Here is a 20,449-nt window from a genome sequence, read left to right as displayed (position 1 = left end):
GGTTAGGGTGGGACAGTAGTAGCATGGAGATCATTCGTGACGAGCGCGGCGTGCGGTTGGCGCGAGAGATTGAAGACTGAATGACTGTTCGCCGTGGTTACGACGACCTGCCAGGCGGTCGCAAGCGGACCTGGTGACAGGGCTCCAGGGCGGATGAAGCGTGAGGTCCATCCTTCATGGAGTTCAATACCTTGGAGAGTCAAAATGGATGAGAAACAGAAATTTCTTCTCTACAACGATAACGACGCCACGCTGGATGCCTCCTCGAAGCGGAGGATGGCCGTCGAAATCGCCCTGGACCTGATACGTCATGAAGCAATGAGCGGGTCTTCGCGCAATCCCCTGGATTCAAATCTAAGGCATCTCTCGGACTTTGCCGATTTTATTCAAGAGGCCTTGAGAGGTGGTGAGCAAGAAGACTTGAGAGGCAGTGAGCGAGAGGACCTGAGAGACAGGGAGCGAGACGACCTGAGAAACAGGGAGCGGGAAAACCTGAGAGGCAGGGAGCGGGAAACGTCGAGAGGCCGACAGCATTAGCGGTCTTGGTGCGCTTGTGCGCAGAAGGCGCAGCGCACACCCTCAAGGAGCTCTGTTGCGGTTTCAAGCGCCGCCTCCGACAAGACTTGGAGAGAATGGGTCGGGCGTATGCCCGGCCCATGCCTCACCGATCAGAATGATCCGGGGGATTTGTGATCACCTCGATAAAACCGCTCTTTGCAAAGAACATCACCTCTATAGATAGCAATGAGGAAGATGCGATCTTCGTCGTAGATCCGGAGCTTGGGGCTCTTGGCAGAATTGACGTTCGGACGGGATTCTTTCAAGGAGTTGTCAACTTCAAAAGCTTCAACGAATTCAAGGGGGCAGGTGCCATATGTATGCGACCGGATGGCATTATAAATTATTCGCGTTTTAATAGAATCTATGCGCTCGGGATAGAAAATGGGATGGTCTATGAAGTTATGGACACCGTCACAATCCCTGACGCAAAAGATGTTGTCGGTCTATATTGGAAAGGCGGTAGATATTACGTGGCTGACAGTGGCGGGATCCTGTTCATTCTGGATGGGGATCGGCCAATACGGTCAGTGGATGTGGGCAATAGAATAAACGACATTACCTTGCATGGGGATCGCCTCTTCATATTGAGTGACATTAGTCGGGCCATTTATATATACAGTCTTGACGGGACTCATTTGGCATCGCTGACGACACCCCATGAGGGGGCGTCGGGAATAGCTTCAGTTAAAACATCAGATATACAAAGATCTGGCATCTATATATACTACAATCAGAAAAGTTGGGACGTCTTTGATGATGCGGGCGCGAAGCCGGCTGTCGACAACAGTCCAAATATAAAACTCAACAGGAACATTTCAGATGGCTTTATAGAGAAACTTGATTATAAAATAATGGGGCTTGGTATGGCTGGAAATTTCGGGCTTTCGGATGGTTACGAAGTGGAATTTTCTTATGCCGAAATGCTCAAGCCTGCCCATGATATTCTGGAAAGGATCAAGGGCGTCAAGATGTGCGTCAGGTTGTCGATTCCGGTCGAGACGCGAAGGCAGAAGGTGAAATCAGTAAAAATTATTGGAGATGTTCCTGGGATTATAAGAAGGGACGAAAGCGGCAACGAGATTGCGGAATTCGATTTCAGGGGCGTTGAGCTTGATAAAGAACGCCGTTACTTCGGCTACAGCGCCGTAATTGAACTATATGGGATAAGGTTCAAGTTGAATGTCCCGGATTCAGGCTATCCAGACGAAATTAAGACGCGATTTCTTAAGAGAGAGCTCAGGTACGATATGGATAGGCAAGAGTTAAGGCGCATTGCTGCGGACCTGATTTCGGCGATCCCGAGAAAAGAGCGCGGAAATGTAGTCAAGATTGCGAAAACCGTGCGCGAATATGTTTATAGCAGATTGGCGTACCGCTACAACAACGCGTATACAAGTCCCGTTGAGACCTTGAGAAGCGGCGAAGGGACTTGCGGAAAGTACATGGAACTGTTGATAGGATTAATGAGGCTTTGCGGGGTGGCATGCAGGCCGGTCGGGGATTTCAAGGTTCCCGAATACAAACTGAGATATGCAAGGGTCAACTCGGTCTGTGTGCCGGATTATGATCATGCGTGGGTAGAGTTCTATGTCCCCGCGGTAGGATGGGTACCTATGGAAAGCTCATCGGACAATCTGCCGGAAAGGCACGAAAGGTTTTTTGGCGCTCTGTCGTGGATCTATATAGAAAACAGCAGGACGGATAAGATGTGCGAGATATGCAGGCCCGACTCCTGGGAAAAGGTCGGTAACGATCTGATGTATTCGGACTTTTTTGTACCTGACATTCAGATCAAGATTCTCCGGGAGGCCTCGTTGCACTAGTCGCTCCCTGACGGGATGAATGCGAAATTAGCGCCGTATGCTCGCCATATGCGCTGTTAAATCATACAGGCTGCCTTCAACCAGTATGTCCAGGTGCAGGCCAACTACGCTTACTGGGGCATGGCGGCGATCCGGATGTATGGCGGAGTGTTGCAGTTGGGAGGGGTCCACAATGGTGATGCCACCGCTGCCCAGGACCTGCAGCCTATGATCCGGACCGATAAAGGCGGCCGTGTCTTCATCCAGGCCGATGCCGATGGCAAGTGGGTTGTAAGTCAAGGCCATGAGCAGACGCCCGAGCCGGTCCTGGTGGCGAAAGTGCTGATCGATGATCAACCGCTCGATCAGGCCCAAGCCCGGCGCTAATTGAACAATGTCAGCACGCGGCGTAGTGCCACTCTCACCGGCCGCAATCATCTGCCCGGGCAGGAACGCTGCGCCAGCGGAGGTGCCGGCCATGTGCATACCCTGTGCATTCCGGTTGCGAATTTTCTGCGCCATCGAAGTACCACCTAGCGTCTCGGAAAGATGGACCGGGTCGCTCCCCGTGAGGAAAAGCCCGTCGACAATATCGAGCATGTCCAGGTTTCGCTTCGCCTCGCAGTCGGTTCGGGTCTCAAATTTGAGGGCACTGACCCGATCCCCCCCCAGATCACGGAACGCCCTTTCATAACGGCGGCCGGCGTCCTTGGTCGCGGAGCCCGTAAGGATGATGCCGATATGCGCGCGGGAGCCGCCGCAAATCTCGATGAAGCGGCGCAGGATGGCAGCGTTTCGTATTAGCCTTCCATCGCCCCCGATGGGGACGATAAAGCCTCGTGTACCGCCAATGGGCGCCTTTGCACGACTCAACTTTCACTCCGATAGAGTGGCCAAATCTTGAAGTAGCCCAAGTCTCGTGCAGCCACCACGTAACCCACTTTTCCGGCCGGAGCTTTTGTTGCTGCCGGGCTCGAATCAGCTGACGTCTTATCTTCGCATCTTCGAGGGGTTGACGCATGATATGCGATTTTATATCGGCAAGCGGAACGTGGAGCGGGGCAGCACAGATACGCGCTGCCCCGCTTCGTGGATGATCCGGCTTTTGCCTCTTCTAGCCGATCAGGTCAGAGCAGTAGCGTTCGATCTACTGGGGACGTAACTCCGCGCAGACAACGTACCGCCTACCAGGCTATGCGTCCCGAGATGATACATATTGCCATCAACCAGGATATGCAGACGTATTCCGGTCAAGCCTACCGGGTCGTCATGGCGAACGGAATCAGCTGCAGAGTTGCGCAGATTCGACCCGTCGATGATGGTGACGCCGCCGCTGCCTACCACCTCCAGCATTTCGTCTGGACCGATGAACGCAGCCGTATCCTCGTCCAGCCCAATGCCCACCCCAAACGGGATCGAAGCCACTGCCGTAAGCAGGCGTCCGAGCCGATCCCGCTGGCCGAAGTGTTGGTCGATAACAAAACGGCTGATGAGCCCCAAGCCTGGTGCCAGGTCGACCATCCCGGCGCGGGGCGTGGCCCCGCTCTTCCCCCCGGCAATCATGGCAGCTGACATGGCGGAGGCCCCGGCCGAGGTCCCGGCTACGTGCATGCCGTGTGCGTTACGGCTATGAAGCTTCTCCGCCGCCGGCGTGTCGCTCAGCATCTCGGCGAGGCGTACCTGGTCGCCCCCGGTCATGAAGACCCCGTCGGCGCGATCGAGCACCTTCAGGTATCTGTCCGATTCGCAGTCGCGGCGTGTCTTGAATGGCAGGATACTGACTCGGTCAGCGCCGAGATCGCGGAACACCGACTCATAGAGATCCCCCGTGTCATCCAGCGAGGAGGCAGTGGGGATGACCGCAATGTGCGCGCGCGACCCACCGCAAAGTTTCACGAAACGGCGCAGAATAACCGGGTTCTTAACCCGATTTTCCGCGCCGCCAATAGGGATAATAAAGCCTCGCGCGGCACCCTTCGGCGATCTTCCGGAACGCATACCATTCACTCCTTCTCAAAGCTTGACCGGCGACCTGGCGGTCCGCCCTAGGCACGACAATCGCAGCTGTCTGCCCGATGATTCGAGCAGCGCCACAACCGTGCTGAATCAGTCGGGCAGCACCTTCGTGGGCGCTGTGCAGCAACCCGCGAATCTGAAGCCTGCAGCAATAGTGGATAGGTAGTTTGCATCTTCCTCGCGTCACACCAGATCTGCACCTGCCCACACCTTACAATATTTTAAAGCAAAAAATGCACCAACGTTTTTGTCCGCATGGGTTGGTGCGAACCCTTGGCGCAGATCGCGATTGCGAACGAGCTCGCGAGAACTTCGGTCCGCCGCGGAAGCGCATGAATAGCATATGCACGCAATCAGTGCATATTTGAACCGATGTGGTGCGATGCTGACGCATCGATTCAAGTATTGCAGGTGGCGCTTGGCGCCGGAGCGTCGCAATTCGTCTGTTACCAGTCGACGTACCCGGCAGATCAGTCATACGCCTGCCACCCGGGGCAAATCTTCTGTACACATTCGGCCGCTGCTCTTTTCGGCAAACGTGACTGTTATTGGGTCCTCACTCGATGCTTATCCGACGCCTGCCCACACGCGCCGCGGCGCACTCACAGCCATGTGAATGAGGGCAGACGTCGAATAACCCTTAACGTCTACCGTCATGAGATCGGCCTCGGCTAGGGACGGCCGCTCAGCCAGAGTTCGCGACCGCCCGCTTCCTGGGTCTGCCGGCGACGCTGATCAACCGTCTTACTGCATTCGACCAAACAGCGCGGCTCCATCGAAAGACGTGGCACCGGGGCACGGACGGGCCGATCGTTATGGTCGTCCCCCAAAGAAAGGGGGCCGCTTCGGAACTCTCGTGTCATCATCTCTTGCACCATTCCTACTGCAGGAGCGCATGCCATGGCAACCTATATTGTCTTCACGCGAGAAAGCATGCAGGATCAAAGCGAGCTCGGCACTTCCCTAAGTGCGGTCGGCGAGACCTTTAAAGGTCACCCAATCAAGATTCTGGCTGCCTGCGGACCTCAGCAGGTGCTTAAAGGTGACTCGCCGGAGGGTGTCGTAATCGTGGAGTTTCCGACCACGGCGGCTGCGCGTGCATGGTATGACAGCCCGGCGTATCAGGAGGTTACACAGCACCGTTTCAAGGCGGCGCGCTTTCGCGCAGTACTCGTCGAGGGTGTCTGACGAAGGTCGTGAACAATCGGCGGATTGCAGCACTCATGAGTTCCGCAGCGGTTACCTGATCTTTCTACCGCATCTGTCGGGCGGGAGCACGGAGATAATTCTGCGCGGCGTTCGATCGGCTAGCGGCACGAAATTGACCCGACGCGGCGCGACATGACTGGACGTAGGCAGAGCACCCATGTATTGCGTGCAGTGAAGGATCAGTCAAGGTTTGCGCATATGAAGAATCTTTTTCTGTTGCCTCTTTGCGCGGCGTTTTTCTTGCTCGGCGTGGCGTATGCGGAAGTCGACCAGTCAGACCCGCGAGCGCTGATCAAGACTGCGACGCAGCAGATACTCGACGAGGTGCGGGACCGGGCGATCCAGCCGAACGATATCCCCCGCATCATGGATATCGTGAACCGGGACATTCTTCCTTATACCGATTTTCGACGCACGACCTCGCTCGCGATGGGGCGTTACTGGAGAACGGCGACGCCTGCGCAGCAGCAAGAGGTGGTCAAGCAGTTCAAGATGCTTCTGATTTACACGTATTCAGGTGCCGTGGGTCAGCTCCGTGCGGATCAACGGATCGACTATCCGCCTTCCCACTTCGCGCCGACCGATGAGGATGTGGTGGTGCGCACAGTTGCGGACAGGAACGGACAGCCGGCGGAGATTGACTACCGTTTGTACAAGACCCCGGAAGGGTGGCGTCTATATGATCTGAACGTCCTCGGCGTTTGGCTGATCCAAACCTATCGGCAGCAGTTCAGCGACAAGATCAAGCAAAGCGGCATGGACGGTCTGATCCAGTTTCTCACTGAGCGGAACCAGCAGCTTGCTTCGAGCAAACGGTAAAAGACGCTTCAGTGCGGTGACAATAGATGAATAGGCTTGATCGATATTCGAGAGCCACGGTGATTGCGGCAGAATGGGTGATACGTCCTGACGCGGCTCGAGCCGACATTCGCCAGCGCGGTTGCGGTGCCGTTCGACCGGTTCAATCCGCCCTCGTAAGCGGACGTCGAGTCCGCGTGACGTTGAATGGCCCGAGAAGGGACAGTCGCCTCGTCGCACCCAGTGGCCGAAGTGTGCCAGGAAACGGCCAGTCGTAGTGCCACTGACCCGAGAAAGAGGGGATTTCCCTTGAATTCCTACTGCGATCCACCATGCGGCGCCCGCAGCATGGTCGGAGCGACAGAAGGCTTGTCACCAGGTGTCGCGAGCGACGATGGTACGTTTTTCTCGCAATCGCCTTCGTAAGAGTTCGCGTCGGGCATCCCGTATCAGTCGGACGCATACAAAGTCATCCTGTCCTGTCGGCCAGCATGCGATCGCTTACGTCGGAGCAGCAGCGAGGGCTGAGGTAGCAGCCAAAAGTCCCGCGAGGATTGAGCGCATTTTTGTGTCGATGCTCCTATGTCCGTCATCGTTTCACAGCGACGGCAAAACCCGCCGGGGCGCCATGACGCGCAGCACCGGACGTCCGTCGACGTTCCTCAGCGGGAAATAGGCGCGATGCGTTGATGGATCGACACTAACCACATGCGCGTTGGGCCCGATGCGACCTTCGCCGATTTTCGACACGGTTGAGAGACCCACGGTAAACATCGACACGATGCCTGCTTCGCCAGCAACACAGAGCGTGCCCGGACCTGGATCGAAGGCGAGCACATCGGGATCACCGCCAACGTCGAATGACTGGACGACATGCCTGGTGAGCAGGTTCAGCGTCAGCAGTCTGTGGTTGCCTTCGCACGCGACGAACGCGAGGTGTCGTTGCGCAATAATATAGAGGCCGTGATTGCCGCGTGCGCCCGGCAGGTCGATCCGGGCGACGATTGCGTCGGTCGATGGATCGATTTCGACTAGTTGTCCTCGCGACTGGACATTGACGAAGATGTGACGGGATGTTGCATCGTACTGGGTGTTGCCGACTTCGCCTCCCAAAGGGATCGCATTGGTGCGGCGATTGGATTGGGTATCGATCACAGTTTCAGTCCCACCTGTCTCGTCCGATACATAGAGTTTCCGGGTGTCCGGTGCATATGCCATTCCGTCCGGATAAACGCCACCCTGCATACGTGCGGTGATTTTCAGGGTGGCCTCGTCGATAGCAACAACTTCGTTCGTGCCGGTCGCCGACGCGTACACGCGGGACTGTGCCGGTACCACCAGGACGCCATGAACGGCGGCAATGTTTCCAATGCGGGCGACAACACGTGAGTTCTGCGTGTCGAAGACGATTACTTCGCTGTCGCCGAGGTGTGCGATGAACAGCAGATGCCGGTCAGGGTCGTAGCTCTCGTAATCGAGCCGGGTGGCGCGACCTGGCAGCGGGATGTCGGCGACGTGCGTCAACGGTAGTTCGACCGTGGGTGGAGTGCCGGCAGCGGTCGCGCTGTGATGGACGACCAGTGCCGCAATTTCGACCATCAAAAGAATGACGAGCAACATCGCAGCCCGGCGACGGTTCGTGCCGATATGTTCTTTCATGACGAATCTCCGTCGGGCCTGACGTGACGAAATGCGGCGAGCAACGAAAGATCGTAGGCAATCTTCAGCGCGCCGCACGCCACTAGCGGAGCACTGAGCCACCCAAGGCCCAGCAATACTCCTGAAAGGGTGGGCGCGAGCGCTGCAGCCAGGCTTCGCGGAACCGCGGTAAAGCTCGCCGCTGCGGGACGCTCCCCGGGCGTGACGACCGACATCACGTAGGCGCTGCGCGTGGGCACGTCCATCTGTGAAAGAGCACTGCGTGCGAGGAGCAGCGCGAGGGTCAGCGTGAGGGAGGGCGAAAACGCTGCGACAATCAGGCATACGCTCGAGGGGATATGCGTAAACACCATCGTGTTGAGCAGGCCGATCCGGCGCGACAACGGTGCCGCGGCCAGTTGAGAGCCGGCGCTAAGCAGCCCTGCCCAGAAAAAGAACTGGCCGGCTGCGCCGAGCGAAAGGCCGAACCGCTGGACCAACCACAAGGTCAGCAGCGAGTTGACGAGAAGTCCGCCCGCAAAGGCGTCAACGCTGAAGAGCAGCGCAAGGCACGTGACGATTCCGCGTGAAGGCCCAAGCGGCACGCGCGGCGTGTCGATCCTGGACTCGCGTGCCGGCAGACGCCGGTAAAGGAGCAGGATCACGAATCCTGCCGTCGCGTAGACGGTGAACATCGCGCGTATCGCCGTGAGTGGCGAAACGCCCGAGTGGACGCTGATCGAATCGGGCAGGCCAGCCGCGAGGGAGCCGACTGCGGCGGACAGTCCGCCGATGAGGCTATATCGTGCAAACAGGGCGGTTCGTGCGTCACGCGTTGCGGATTCGGCGATCCTTGCATGCTCGAGCGGAAGAAACAGGCTGACATCGCCGGAACCCGGGTTCAGCGTGCCGATGAACGCGACGACGAGTAGCGGCCACAGCGAAGACAGGCCTGCGAAACAAAGACCTGTAGCCGTCATCAACACCGCCGCGAAGAGCAACAGGCCCCGCTGTGCAAAGCGATTGCCTACGAGACCCACCAGGGCCGTCGCAACGGCCGATCCGAACAACGTGGTCGTGCTGATGAGCCCGACAGCCAGTTGCCCAAAGCCGAGCGCCAGCAGATATCCGGGTAGCAGCACCGCGATAAAACCATCGCAGATGCCGCGCAGTCCACGGGCAACAAGCAGGATCGAGGCGCCGGGGTCGACGCCTTCGGGACGGAGCAATGTAGACAGCCGAGCCCTGACTGCTCGCTTGGCTGTGCATCGAGGTATGCGCATCGTCCTTGCACCATGTAAAGAGTGCGTCATAGAGGAGCATGCCATAACGCCACTGTTCGTGACCGTTGGCAGAGGTACATGACAACCCAATGGACATCGCTAAGGCCAGTTGCTTCCGGGACAAGGTTTTTGGATATCGAACGCATTACCTTCAAAAGGTCGCGGTCGATGCAACGACAATCGCCCGAGACGATTTAAAAACGGGATGCGCAACTCTTTGATTGTCCTGTAGCTCGCGAAATATGCCCGACGTTCAGGCCGTTGCTTGGCGGGCGCTGAAGTCCGACAGGCTCCTGGTAGCCACCCTTTCGGGCTCCAGACGCGAGATCTCGGGCTGACGTCAAGCGTCGGAGAGATTCTTCGCCGCGAGCTTCGCCACGTCGAATGATGGCCGCGGGGCGCGACTGGAAAGTAGCGCGTTGGCGAGCCAGGCAGCACGTCGGTGAACCGGGAAGCCACTCCGATCGTTCGAATCGTTTGTGTTCTCCGCCACGGCGCGCGCCGGAAAGCGACTTCCCACGCGACATCGGGCGGAATATTTCGAAGCCCACTCACGTTCTATTACCGAGGTTCGCCTGCACTGGCGAGCACGGTCCTTCATCCGCGATGAATTCACGCGCGCAATGCGTGCAAGCCTGCTTGCACCGTTGCGTGAAGGCGAAGCGATGTGCGCCGCGAACAGTGGTCTCAAGCGGCCACGACGATGACGAGGGTTCCTAACCATGCATATTGGCGAACGTGCCTACTGAGGCGCGACGGTCATCGAGAGAACAGTTGCTCCACTAGCCTTCGGAGCCGGCGAATCCGGCACCGTGGTTCAACGCGTCTTGCGGCAACGCGGCCCTTTCGAGGAGAAATATCATGATCGACAGAAACCATACTGCGTTCGTGCTGGCGGCGATTGCGCTCGGCGTTGTGCCGCTGAGCGGTCATGCGGATGAAACGATCCATGTCAAGCTAACGGACAACACGATTCAACTCGATCCCGGCACAGCGAAGGCCGGAAGCGTCACGTTCGAGGTGAACAACGCAGCGAACGGCAATACCGAACACGAGTTCGTGGTGCTGAGGACAGACGTGGACGACGCGCATCTGCCCGTCCACAAAGGCCTGGTTACGGAAAGCCGGTTCAAGAAAATGGGCGAGGTGGAAGACTTGGCGAAAGGTTCGACCAAGCGCCTGTCATTGAAGCTTGCGCCAGGACGCTACGTGCTGATTTGCAACCGGCCGGGGCACTATGAGATGGGCATGCACACATCGTTCGTCGTTGCGCGCTGAGGCGAAGCACAATTGTCCCGTCGTTGCAGCACATCGATAGCGACGCGCTACTTTGCAACGCCCGTGGGAAAGGCTCTGGTCGAACGGATCAGCCCCTTGATTCCAACAGCCGGAGTTCGACGATGATCAGTCATTTGGCGATCGAATGCCCACCGGCTGCAACGGGTCGTGAGTGTGAGTCGTCTTCGAAATCGGGAAAAACAGCGAAACTGGAAAGTTACAAGAGAATGCTGAGCAAACAGTTGGCGGCTGGTGGTGGCCCGCGTTCTTCATTGCCTCCGCATGCTGCCCGCGGCCATGTTCGACCTGCGCGTTGTAGCTGCAGCCCAACAACCTTTTTCAGCATGAGGTTCCTGGACTACAGCCTCGGCTGCGAATCCAGCCACAGCGGCGATCGCCTGTTTCAATCTTTTGTCGTGTCGGCCAACTTTTCTTGCACCTCGTCTGAGAAAGCAGGATCGTGAATACCCCATTCTCAACCGGTCCAAGGTATTTTTTATTTAAACGAATATGCAGATCGTTGAACGCGCGCCATCAACCCGCGCATGCGGGGTTTGTACCTAAACCAAATCCACATCGTTGCGTCGAATCTTTCCTATATTGACAGTGTCCCCTGTGGGCAAAACGGTTGCGACGTCATATCTTTGAGGGGCTGCCATGCTTACTTCGAGATTTAAAGATCGGCCGGTCTACGTCGCGTCAAGGCAGGTGCTTGGCGCCGCACTACTTTTGTGCGCCATGGGCGGCACCTACGCATCGAGCCATCGTGAGGCGCCGCTGATCGCAACGATGCCGAAGGTCGATGGCACTGACTTCTACATGTTCAACAGCTACGAACCGAACCGACGCGGCTATGTGACGCTGATCGCCAATTACTCGCCTTTGGAGGATGCCTACGGCGGCCCGAATTATTTCGCCCTCGACCCCGATGCACTATACGAAATTCACATCGACAATGTGGGCGATGGGAGAGAGCACCTGACGTTTCGGTTTCGTTTCAAGAATACGGTGGATAATAAAGCACTGAACGTCGGCGGCAAGCAGGTGGCAATTCCTCTCGTTCAGGCGGGCCCGGTGTCTGTGGGCGATTCATCGAACTTGAACGTCAACGAAACGTACACGCTCAAGGTATTGCGTGGCACCGATCACGACGAGTCTGGGGAAGTGGTCACGGGCCCGGGCGGCATTACGACGTTCACCAAACCAACGGACTTTATAGGGACCAAGACGTTTGGCAGTGTAAGTGGTTATGCCAGCTACGCGCGGCAATATGTTTACACGATCAACATTCCCGGGTGCGGGGCTCCCGGTCGCGTTTTTGTGGGCCAGCGAAAGGAATCGTTTGCGGTGGCGCTCGGCAAGACGTTCGACCTGCTTAACCTTAATCCTCTGGGTCCCCGAAACGGGAACCAGAACGATCTGGCTGACAAGAACATCACCTCGATTGCGCTCGAGCTGCCGACCCATTGTCTGACTGGCGACCACCGCAACCCGGTCATCGGTGGCTGGACGACGTCAAGCATTCGCCATGAGAGACTGCTTGCTTTAAATCCAGGTAGCGTGAACCACACGCCAGAAACATCAGCGGGGGGCTGGACGCAAGTTTCCCGGCTCGGGATGCCACTGGTCAACGAACTCGTGATCGGCCTGAAGGACAAGGACAAGTTCAACAATTCGAAGCCGGCAAACGATGGGCAGTTTGCGGACTATGTGACGAATCCCACGCTTCCGGCGCTGATAGAGAGCCTTTTCCCCGAGGCCAAAGCGCCTACCAACTTCCCGCGCCTCGACCTGGTTTTCACGTTCCTGACAGGATTTCAGGGACTTAATCAGCTAAGAACGGTCACGCCGTCCGAAATGTTACGTCTGAATACGTCCATTCCGCCCACACCCAAAGGCAGTCAGAATAATCTGGGCGTCCTGGCCGGCGACAATGCGGGCTTTCCAAACGGACGACGGCCAGGGGACGACGTCGTCACCGCGTCCCTCAGGGTCGTGATAGGCGTGCTGTGTACAGTCAATAATCCCCGAATCTTTGGCTGCTCGCCTTCCGACGCGCCAGCCGGAGCGGCGCCGCTGACAGACGGCGCAGCAATCAACGACGGCGTATTCGACAATGCTTTCCCTTATCTGACCACGCCGATCCCTGGTGCGATAAATTGATGACAGACCAGGCGCAACTTGTATAAGTCAGTTCGAGTCACCATACGACGCGTTCTTTGGGGAGCGTGTCTCTTCGCTGGGTTTGCAGGTGCGTCGGTTGACGCGGCTCCCGTGAGACCGCAACAGGACTCGCAGGTTCTGGAGACGCTCCCGCCCCGTGCGCACGATGCACTTAATTCGTCCATTGTGAGCATGCACGGGGCACTGGTCGCGGACGGCTACAACTTCGACCTTGCGGCCGAACTCGCGAAGCGCCACCTGGAGCGATTTCGGCGTGATCAGGATCCGCGCGACCTCGGTCAGGCCGAAGCCGCAATCGAACCGTGGCTCCGGCAACCAGACCCGCCGCCGCGCGCGTTGGTGTTGCGCGCCAGTGTTCGGCAAAGCAATCATTTCTTTGCGAGCGCAATCGATGATCTCGACCGTGCAATTCGCGCCCAGCCCGACAACGTGGAGGCGTGGCTGATCCGTGCGAATATCCTGCAGGTGCAAGGCCGCTATCTGGACGCCAGGCAGAGTTGCGGCCGCCTCATATTGATGAATACCGTCGTCGCCGGGATCTGCCTCGCCAATGTAGCGGCCGTCAGCGGCACGCCCGAGCAGGCTTCTCTCCTCATGCAACGCCTTGCCGCGCAGATACCGCCGGCAGATCCGCTCTACCACTGGCTGTTGGTCAGTCAAGCCGAAATGGCGGTCTGGATGGGCAGGCAGGAAGCTGCCGAACAGTTTTTTCGCAAGGCGCTGGCTGTTAATCCGCGCGACGCGTACCTTAAAGCAGCCTGGGCTGACTTTCTGCTCGACCGGAAGCGGCCGAAGGAGGTCCTCGCCCTGCTAGCGGGCGACATCCGCAACGACAACCTGCTCCTTCGCCTGGCACTCGCAGAGAAACAGTCAGGGCTGAATGAAGATCTGGCGCGTCATGTCGAAGACCTGGCAAGCCGCTTCGCGGCGTCCGCCGAACGGGGTGATCGAGTGCATCTGCGCGAGGAAGCCATTTTCAATCTGAAACTCCTTGATGATCCGGAAAAAGCGCTCAGCCTGGCCGAGGCCGACTGGCAGGTGCAGAAGGAGGTCGCGGATTGCCGGATCTTGATGGAGGCGGCGGTCGCCGCGCGGCAGCCTGCCCGTGCCGCTCCCGCGATGCTGTGGCTCAACACCGCGCGATTGCGCGATCCGGAATTGACGAGACTCCAGGCGCGGTTGGCTAGCCTTGTCTTCGGGGCCCGCTTCGCGATGCTGGCGACGCACATCGACTCTGTCGCATGAGACGGCGAGCGTTCGCGTGGCTTGCTCTCTTCATGTTGTGCTGGGCCCCTGCGGTGCACGCCCACAAGCCCAGCGACAGTTACTTAACGCTTACAGTCGACGACAAAACGATTGCGGGCCGATGGGATATCGCACTTCGCGACCTGGACAATCCACTCATTCTCGACGCCAACGGGGACGGCAAGCTGACGTGGGGCGAGGTCCGAATCCGCGAAGCAGACATTAAGTCGTATGCGTTCACGCGGATCAAGTTGACGGGTGACGGACAGGCGTGCGTGATTCATCCCGGCAACATGCTGATCGACCACCACAGCGACGGCGCATACGCGGTGCTGGAATTCAATGCGAACTGTCCAGTTCGTCCGAGCCAGCTTGGCATTGACTATCGTTTGTTTGCTGATGTGGACACGCTCCACAAAGGTCTCGTGCACGTCGTGAGCAAAGGCGCGACCACCACAGCTATTCTTGGACTTGATCATCCGCGTGAGATCCTGGACATACGCGGGAAGGGGCTCGGCCGCACATTCATCGATTTCGTCGGGGAGGGCATGTGGCATATCTGGCGCGGCGTCGACCACGCCCTGTTCCTCCTGTCACTGATGTTGCCGGCGGCTTGCGTGTTGCATGGAAAAAAATGGCGCCCTGCCGACTCTCCGCGTGCGGTCGCGATCGATGTATTGAAGCTCGTCACCGCCTTCACTGCCGCGCATGCCATCACGCTGTCACTTGCGACGCTGCACGTCGTCGCGTTGCCGTCTCGGTGGGTGGAAGTCGCTATTGCGATGACGATTCTGCTGTCCGCACTAAACAATATTGTGCCGCTGGTGCGGGCGCGCCGCTGGCTGGTCGCGTTTGCTTTCGGCTTGATCCACGGATTCGGTTTCGCGAGCGTGCTGACCAGCATGGCCCTCCCCACGCCCCATCTGGCGGCAGCCCTCGCCGGTTTCAATATTGGTGTGGAAATGGGACAGATCTCGCTGGTCTTGCTGCTATTGCCAATTCTTTACATCTATCGTTCGAGTCTCTGGTTTCGCCTGGCAACGCTATACGGCGGATCGGCAGTCATCACCGCTTTCGCAACAATGTGGATTTATGAACGAACGACCGGGCTGACAGTGCTTGCACTGTAGAGGCCCGCGACGGCCATGGACGTGACCGCTCACGAAAGCAGCAAAGCGCGTTGACTGAGACTGAGTGCGAGAAGACCGATCGCCGCGACCCAGCTGCCCGCGACGCGCACTGCGATGGCGATCCAGGTTGGCCGTAGCCGCAGCAAGAAGGACGTCGCAGCAACCGTATAGGCCGTCAGGATGAAGCTCGCGAACGCCATGCCCGCTATGAAAACGCCTGGGCGGATCTGGCCAATAATTGCTGACCCGTTTGCGTACCCGTGGCTCTGGCCAAACACGACCGCTAAAATCAGGATCAGCCATGACGGAAGCGTAAATGCAGCCGCCAGGAGGGAACCCAGCAGTACGGCCGAGACAAGGTTGAACAGGAATATGCCGTGCAAGTCCGGAAAGGAAAGGGCGGTGGACGCGCCGGCCGCCATTGCTGCCGGAAACGCCCAAAGCACGAACTCGCATCGCTTCAGGCCGTTTTGCCCTGCCAAGGCGCCGAGCACCAGCATGGGTAATACATGTTCCGGCGACATCAGCGGATGCAGCATCCCGGCGTAAAAGTCGCCCGCGCCTTGATAAACAGCGTGCGCTTCGGCTGACGCAACAAACATCAGCGCAATCAGACCGCAAGCCGCTGACCAGACCACCCGGCGCAACGCACGCATGCGTCACGCTCCCCGAATCGCGTACGTGAGGAAATACACGCCGCAGCTGGAAATGAGGGCTCCGCCTGTTCTCAGCGCGTAGCCGCCAACCTTCCAGCGATTGATCGTGCCGATCAGGATGCCAAGTGCATGAAGTGTGCCGGTGGCCGCGACGAAGCCGATCGCATAGGTCATCGCATTCGCGGATCCAGGCAGTTCCGCGCCGTGTGCGTGTCCATGGCAGATGGCGAACGCGGCAACCAGCAGACCCGCAAGCCAGAGCGGCGGAGTCAACGCAAGCGCCACCGCCGCACCGAGCGAGAGTGCCGACAAGGCAATGCCGACCTCGATCCCCGGAATCGGGACCCCCAGGGCGCCGAGAACAGCGCCGAAGGCCATGACGATCGGGAAGGTGATCGGCAGCACCCAGATCGCAGGTTTCCCCAACTGCGCACCCCACAATCCAACTGCAACCATCGCGACGACATGATCCAGGCCAGAAATCGGATGCTTGAATCCGGCGAGCAAGCCACCGGATATGTCGCCTTGGCCCGTATGCGCAAACGCAATGACGGGAACAAGACACCCGTATACGAATGCAGGCGCAGCATGGAGAGCGCTTCGCATGTCGAAAGTCATGATGATCCTTTCGCGGGGTCTGCACGTGACAGGCACCGGATCGCACACGGCTTGGAGGTAAATATTTTCGGCCTCATGGAAGCGTCCGCTGGGATAATTCCGCGAGCCTGTTTGGCGTTCTCCACACTATACGTCGCTCGAAGTGAGTCGCCAACGTGTCTGTTCGGCAAACGGGTTCCGGGGAGGTCAGGCCGCTCGGAAGACCGGAGAGGTTTCATCGGCTACATCCAGGAACGCCGCCATCGTGTCCGGTCATAACGATTGAATCGGGACGCGGTTGACCGACACGGCGCGCAATGGCAGGCATCCTGCAAGAACATCTTCAGCCACTCACCAGCGATTCTTGGCTGTCCGCTCAACGCTTTTACTATCGGTCGCGATGACTTCCGCGCGAGGTATTTCCGCAACCTGCTAAGCCTAGTAGCCACCCTTACGGCTTCCAGGCTCGAGATCTCCAGCTGACGGCAAACGTCGCATTCGCGACTCCCGGACGAGGCCGCGGTCTGCGGTGGGTACGACGATCAATGTGGGAGAGGTCTACGCTCTCGATGTTCGTGAGGACACCCACAGTCCCTTTGCGCTGCACGATCCACTTTCTGGCGGTCACGAGGTCGCCGCCAGGAAGCTGCGCAGGGAGCCACGCGTGACTGCCGGCTATTGCCTGTGCTCATGTGCCTTGGAGGCGCTTGTTGGAGTTATGGTACCGAACAGTCCATTGGTCTCTTTGTTAGGACCTGCCGAGAAGTACAGCGTGTCTGAACTCGAATTGCGGCCGCCACCGAGAGTCAAAGTCCACAACCCGTCGATAGCCAGTGGATTGCCGTACGCATCCTCCAGCTGATCGACGAACCTGCCGTCATTGTCAAAGACATTGATTCGGCCATCGCCGAAGTTGCCAATCAGGATCTTGCCGCTGAAGCGGCCGAATGCAAACGACGCGCGCGTGATCGCCCAAGGCGAGTTGAGCGGCCCTCGGCTGGCGAAGCGGCGCAAGAGGTGGCCATCTGTATCGAACACATCGACGAATCCATGACCGCGGCCCGCATCATCGTCGTGCTTCTGATCGCCCTGCTTGGCATACGTGACGAAAAGGTCGCCATCGATGTTCGCGATACCAAACGGCGCGTAGCCGGCTGGGATGTCCGGGTCCGCGAAGCCGCCGTCCGTCGTCGCGGGCGTGAACAGGCCGTTCGTGCCGCTCGGCCCGAATACATCGATCCGGGCTGAGCGGAAGTTCGTCGCAAAGAGGAATCCGCCTTTGGCGTTCACACCGAAGACGAGCCCCTTGTAGACGGCCCCGCTCGCGGCGGACGGAGAGGACGAGTTATCGACCGCGATCACGGCGTTATTCGCCGGATTCAACCCGCCGGCCCACGCGGAAATCGTGCCGTCTTCCGTTGCGAAGATGAATACGGCCGGGATCTTGGTACCTGGCACGAGAAACGCCGACGAAGGATTCCATACAATCCCGGTTGGCGCCGCGGGCGTGGGATTCGGTGGACTCTTGGGAAGGACCGGATGACAGGCGCCGGCCGGTATGACGTTGCCTGGCAGCGGGATGGACACCTGCAGCGTCGTCACCTTTGTCCCCTCGCCGTCATACAGCGTGGAGCAGCCTGTGGCATTGTCGTTGATCCAGAATGGACTTCCTGCCGGACTAAAGGCAATACCCCAGGCGTTCTGCAGTACCCCGTCGACCTTCGGGGCAGCGCCTGCGACGTTGGACACGAGCGGTGTGACGACATAGGCATCGTCAGCGGCGGCATGCGCGATTGTGAAACCGGCGGCGAGGACAATCATGGCCGCCGCTTTGAGACCCCTAGAGACCTGAGACATGTCTACCCTCCTTCGTCGAACTGGTGAGAAATTGCTCCGCGAATTAGCGCCAGAGAAGGCTAAACGACCGCTGTACTTCAAATATTCCCGCTGTACTTCAAAAGTTCCACCCGCCACCCGGTCGAATGGCGCGATAGGGTGGCGGATTCAACCGGTGGATGCAATAGTTCGATGGAATCGTTCGGCGGGCGTCTCGTAGTCCAGCGTCTTCCTTGGACGCTCATTCAGTCGCCTTGCCACAGCGTTGAGTTTGGCCTGCGAATACATTGACAGGTCGGTGCCCTTGGGGAAGTACTGCCTTAACAACCCATTCGTATTTTCGTTCGAGCCGCGCTGCCATGGATGCTGGAGATCGCAGAAGTACACCTGGATATCAGTGGCCACGGTAAAGCGTTTGTGCCCGGCCATCTTCGTTCCCCGATCCCATGTCAGCGACTTATAGAGCTCCTGCGGTAGTTTGGAGGCGTGTTTGATGAGTGCATTGGTGACCGTCTCGCTATCATTGCTTGCAATCTCTGCCTGGCATGCTATCATTGATAGCAACTGAGCAAGGAGTAGATATGGCGAACCTTTTGGTACGTGGAGTGGATGACGCGCTTGTTCAAAGCTTGCGCGAGTTGGCGGCTGCTCATGGCCGCAGCTCGGAGGCTGAGCACAGGGAAATTCTTGCCAGAGCGCTGCGGCGACCGAAGCGAAAGAGCTTTGCGGAAGTGTTGATGGCCATGCCCGATGTGGGCGAAGACGCGGATTTCCAGCGCGTTGACGACGCGGGTGAGGTCGCGCGTGTATTTGATTGATACGAACGTCATCAGTGAAGCAAGGAAGCGCGATCGCGCGAACAGCGGCGTCAGAAAGTTTTTCAGACAGGCGGCAAAGAGCGACGCGGAGATTTACATGTCAGTCGTGACTGTCGGGGAACTGCGCCGGGGCGTTGAAATCGTCAGGCACCGGGGCGACGTCGCGCAAGCGGCGTTGCTTGAAGCCTGGCTTCAAACGATCTTGATTGAGTACGCGCAGAACATCCTCCCGATTGACGAGGACGTTGGACAGGTTTGGGGACGTCTTCGTGTGCCGCATCCCGAGCACCTCTTGGATAAGTTGATTGCGGCAACGGCTTTGATTCACGATCTAGTTGTCGTAACGCGGAACGTTGACGATTTTTCGGCGACGGGTGTTCGTCTGTTGAACCCATTTGAATAACGGAAAAGCACGATGATCGAAGACGCTCTGTTTGATGCGATGCGCGCGCTTCGCTCATGGGCCGAGACCCAGCCCCACGTTCGACGCTTGTGGGTGTTCGGGAGTCGGCTGAAGGGTACGCATCATGTTGTCAGTGACCTTGACGTTGCGATGGAAATTGATGCGGTTGGATACGACGAAAGCGCAGCGGTCACGTGGGTTACACATCACTTGGAGTGGGAGCGAACGCTCACTCCGCTGACAGGCTACAAGGTCGATCTCAACGAGTTCGATTCGAGCAATCGCATGTCCAACGTCGTCTCTTACATTAGCTGTTGTGCGGCGCTTGTCTACGCTCGCGCAAACTGATTCACGAATCGGAAAACGGCAAGGACGCGTGGACGCCGCTGCTTGAAATCGCTCGCGAAGCATAGGGACACCCCGCCATAGCGGCGAAGGTCCTTGAGGGTGTGCGGCGCGACGTGCAGGGAACCGGAACGTGTTGGGTTAGCGCACAGCAGGCTCTAGAATCGAAAGCAAGAACTTGAAGGGACTGCCGGGAACGGACGAGAAGTAGTAGGTCAAGAGGTGAACTTCTTCAATAAGGAATGCGTGATGAAAAGGTTTCTCGCTGCGCTCTCCATTCTCATTCTGCTGTCGCCACCGACATACGCCCACGGTGGATGCATTAACGAAGGGAGGATATACGTCGCTGCCGCATTTCATCGAGACAAAGGTCTGTCTCCACAACAGGCCTTCGATTCGATAAACGACCAAGAAAATCCTTCAGCTGGCGATACTTGGGCGAGCGACGGCATTCCCGACGCATTTATCAAACACGCAATCAATCTCGTCTATTTCGACCCGAAGTTTGCCCATGCTAGCGGTCAAGAGGTGGCGCCGTTGGTTCGGACAGTCAGATCGAATTTATAAGTGGAAGCGCCGGGGTCATCAAGCTGCCGATTTGATCGCTGGCAGCGTCGCGAAGTATGCCTCATCCGGCGTCTGATCGGACA

General features: G+C 58.1%; 19 protein-coding genes and 1 pseudogene. 12 read left to right on the top strand and 8 right to left on the bottom strand.

All coding sequences use genetic code 11. From position 1 onward, the window contains the following. Positions 1 to 204: 204 nt before the first annotated feature. The gene (locus F6X42_RS38635) at positions 205 to 537 is read left to right on the top strand and encodes a hypothetical protein (RefSeq protein WP_187639114.1); all 333 of its coding nucleotides are present in this window, start codon (positions 205 to 207) and stop codon (positions 535 to 537) included. Positions 538 to 689: 152 nt separating this feature from the next. Beyond that, positions 690 to 2,384 (top strand): transglutaminase-like domain-containing protein, encoded by a 1,695-nt coding sequence (locus F6X42_RS45705; protein ID WP_187639113.1) that lies wholly within the window; start codon positions 690 to 692, stop codon positions 2,382 to 2,384. Between the two features lie 27 nt (positions 2,385 to 2,411). Here the strand turns inward: F6X42_RS45705 and F6X42_RS38625 are convergent, their stop codons facing one another. Both F6X42_RS38625 and F6X42_RS38620 read right to left on the bottom strand, forming a co-directional pair. Further along, entirely contained in the window at positions 2,412 to 3,236 is an 825-nt protein-coding gene (locus F6X42_RS38625) for a cyanophycinase (RefSeq protein WP_187639112.1), read from the bottom strand. 249 nt (positions 3,237 to 3,485) lie between these two features. After that, positions 3,486 to 4,361 carry a cyanophycinase gene (locus F6X42_RS38620; RefSeq protein ID WP_187639111.1) on the bottom strand — a complete coding sequence of 292 codons (876 nt, stop codon included), beginning with the start codon at positions 4,359 to 4,361 and terminating at the stop codon, positions 3,486 to 3,488. 918 nt (positions 4,362 to 5,279) lie between these two features. Between F6X42_RS38620 and F6X42_RS38615 the strand changes: the two genes are divergently transcribed. Together F6X42_RS38615 and F6X42_RS38610 are read left to right on the top strand one after the other, a co-directional pair. Next, positions 5,280 to 5,567 carry a DUF1330 domain-containing protein gene (locus F6X42_RS38615; protein WP_187639110.1) on the top strand — a complete coding sequence of 96 codons (288 nt, stop codon included), beginning with the start codon at positions 5,280 to 5,282 and terminating at the stop codon, positions 5,565 to 5,567. Between the two features lie 219 nt (positions 5,568 to 5,786). Continuing rightward, entirely contained in the window at positions 5,787 to 6,407 is a 621-nt protein-coding gene (locus F6X42_RS38610) for an MlaC/ttg2D family ABC transporter substrate-binding protein (RefSeq protein WP_187639109.1), read from the top strand. A 576-nt stretch (positions 6,408 to 6,983) separates the two neighbouring features. On the opposite strand, the gene F6X42_RS38605 is transcribed toward F6X42_RS38610, so the two are convergent. Together F6X42_RS38605 and F6X42_RS38600 are read right to left on the bottom strand one after the other, a co-directional pair. Beyond that, positions 6,984 to 8,045 carry a YncE family protein gene (locus F6X42_RS38605; RefSeq protein WP_187639108.1) on the bottom strand — a complete coding sequence of 354 codons (1,062 nt, stop codon included), beginning with the start codon at positions 8,043 to 8,045 and terminating at the stop codon, positions 6,984 to 6,986. Next, complete coding sequence (locus F6X42_RS38600) at positions 8,042 to 9,337, bottom strand: MFS transporter (RefSeq protein ID WP_376776508.1); 1,296 nt, start codon at positions 9,335 to 9,337, stop codon at positions 8,042 to 8,044. Before F6X42_RS38600 ends, F6X42_RS38605 begins: the two co-directional genes overlap by 4 nt. 831 nt (positions 9,338 to 10,168) lie before the next feature. Between F6X42_RS38600 and F6X42_RS38595 the strand changes: the two genes are divergently transcribed. From F6X42_RS38595 to F6X42_RS38580, 4 genes are all read left to right on the top strand, one after another. Beyond that, positions 10,169 to 10,585: a cupredoxin domain-containing protein gene (locus tag F6X42_RS38595; RefSeq protein WP_187639106.1), complete on the top strand. Its 417-nt coding sequence runs from the start codon at positions 10,169 to 10,171 to the stop codon at positions 10,583 to 10,585. Between the two features lie 657 nt (positions 10,586 to 11,242). Then, entirely contained in the window at positions 11,243 to 12,748 is a 1,506-nt protein-coding gene (locus tag F6X42_RS38590; RefSeq protein ID WP_312893001.1) for a DUF4331 domain-containing protein, read from the top strand. Between the two features lie 192 nt (positions 12,749 to 12,940). Beyond that, entirely contained in the window at positions 12,941 to 14,014 is a 1,074-nt protein-coding gene (locus F6X42_RS38585; RefSeq protein ID WP_187639105.1) for a tetratricopeptide repeat protein, read from the top strand. Positions 14,015 to 14,067: 53 nt separating this feature from the next. Further along, a complete protein-coding gene (locus F6X42_RS38580) occupies positions 14,068 to 15,144 on the top strand; it encodes a HupE/UreJ family protein (RefSeq protein ID WP_312893000.1) in 1,077 nt (358 codons plus the stop codon). Positions 15,145 to 15,173: 29 nt separating this feature from the next. Here the strand turns inward: F6X42_RS38580 and F6X42_RS38575 are convergent, their stop codons facing one another. The 4 genes and pseudogenes from F6X42_RS38575 to F6X42_RS38560 all read right to left on the bottom strand — a co-directional run. After that, the gene (locus F6X42_RS38575) at positions 15,174 to 15,800 is read right to left on the bottom strand and encodes a HupE/UreJ family protein (protein WP_187639103.1); all 627 of its coding nucleotides are present in this window, start codon (positions 15,798 to 15,800) and stop codon (positions 15,174 to 15,176) included. 3 nt (positions 15,801 to 15,803) lie between these two features. Next, entirely contained in the window at positions 15,804 to 16,406 is a 603-nt protein-coding gene (locus F6X42_RS38570; protein ID WP_187639115.1) for a HupE/UreJ family protein, read from the bottom strand. 666 nt (positions 16,407 to 17,072) lie between these two features. Further along, entirely contained in the window at positions 17,073 to 18,254 is a 1,182-nt protein-coding gene (locus tag F6X42_RS38565) for a TIGR03118 family protein (RefSeq protein WP_187639102.1), read from the bottom strand. Between the two features lie 147 nt (positions 18,255 to 18,401). After that, a pseudogene (locus F6X42_RS38560) lies at positions 18,402 to 18,755 on the bottom strand (IS30 family transposase); the annotation flags it as partial. 59 nt (positions 18,756 to 18,814) lie between these two features. On the opposite strand from F6X42_RS38560, the gene F6X42_RS38555 reads away from it, so the two are divergent. The 4 genes from F6X42_RS38555 to F6X42_RS38540 all read left to right on the top strand — a co-directional run bounded on the left by F6X42_RS38555 (position 18,815) and on the right by F6X42_RS38540 (position 20,366). Further along, positions 18,815 to 19,051, top strand: coding sequence for a FitA-like ribbon-helix-helix domain-containing protein (locus F6X42_RS38555; RefSeq protein WP_120295467.1), 237 nt, complete (start codon positions 18,815 to 18,817; stop codon positions 19,049 to 19,051). After that, on the top strand, positions 19,038 to 19,454 hold the full coding sequence (locus F6X42_RS38550) for a type II toxin-antitoxin system VapC family toxin (RefSeq protein WP_187639101.1): 417 nt from the start codon (positions 19,038 to 19,040) through the stop codon (positions 19,452 to 19,454). The genes F6X42_RS38555 and F6X42_RS38550 overlap by 14 nt, the downstream gene beginning before the upstream one ends. A gap of 12 nt (positions 19,455 to 19,466) precedes the next feature. Further along, positions 19,467 to 19,802 (top strand): nucleotidyltransferase family protein, encoded by a 336-nt coding sequence (locus F6X42_RS38545; RefSeq protein ID WP_187639100.1) that lies wholly within the window; start codon positions 19,467 to 19,469, stop codon positions 19,800 to 19,802. 246 nt (positions 19,803 to 20,048) lie between these two features. Continuing rightward, positions 20,049 to 20,366, top strand: a complete 318-nt coding sequence (locus F6X42_RS38540) for a hypothetical protein (protein WP_187639099.1) — start codon at positions 20,049 to 20,051, stop codon at positions 20,364 to 20,366. Positions 20,367 to 20,449 lie beyond the last annotated feature (83 nt).

Source organism: Paraburkholderia podalyriae, assembly GCF_014397785.1.
GTDB lineage: Bacteria > Pseudomonadota > Gammaproteobacteria > Burkholderiales > Burkholderiaceae > Paraburkholderia > Paraburkholderia podalyriae.
The sequence above is the reverse complement of the archived record's forward strand: the minus strand, read 5'-3'. Positions and strand labels throughout refer to the sequence as shown.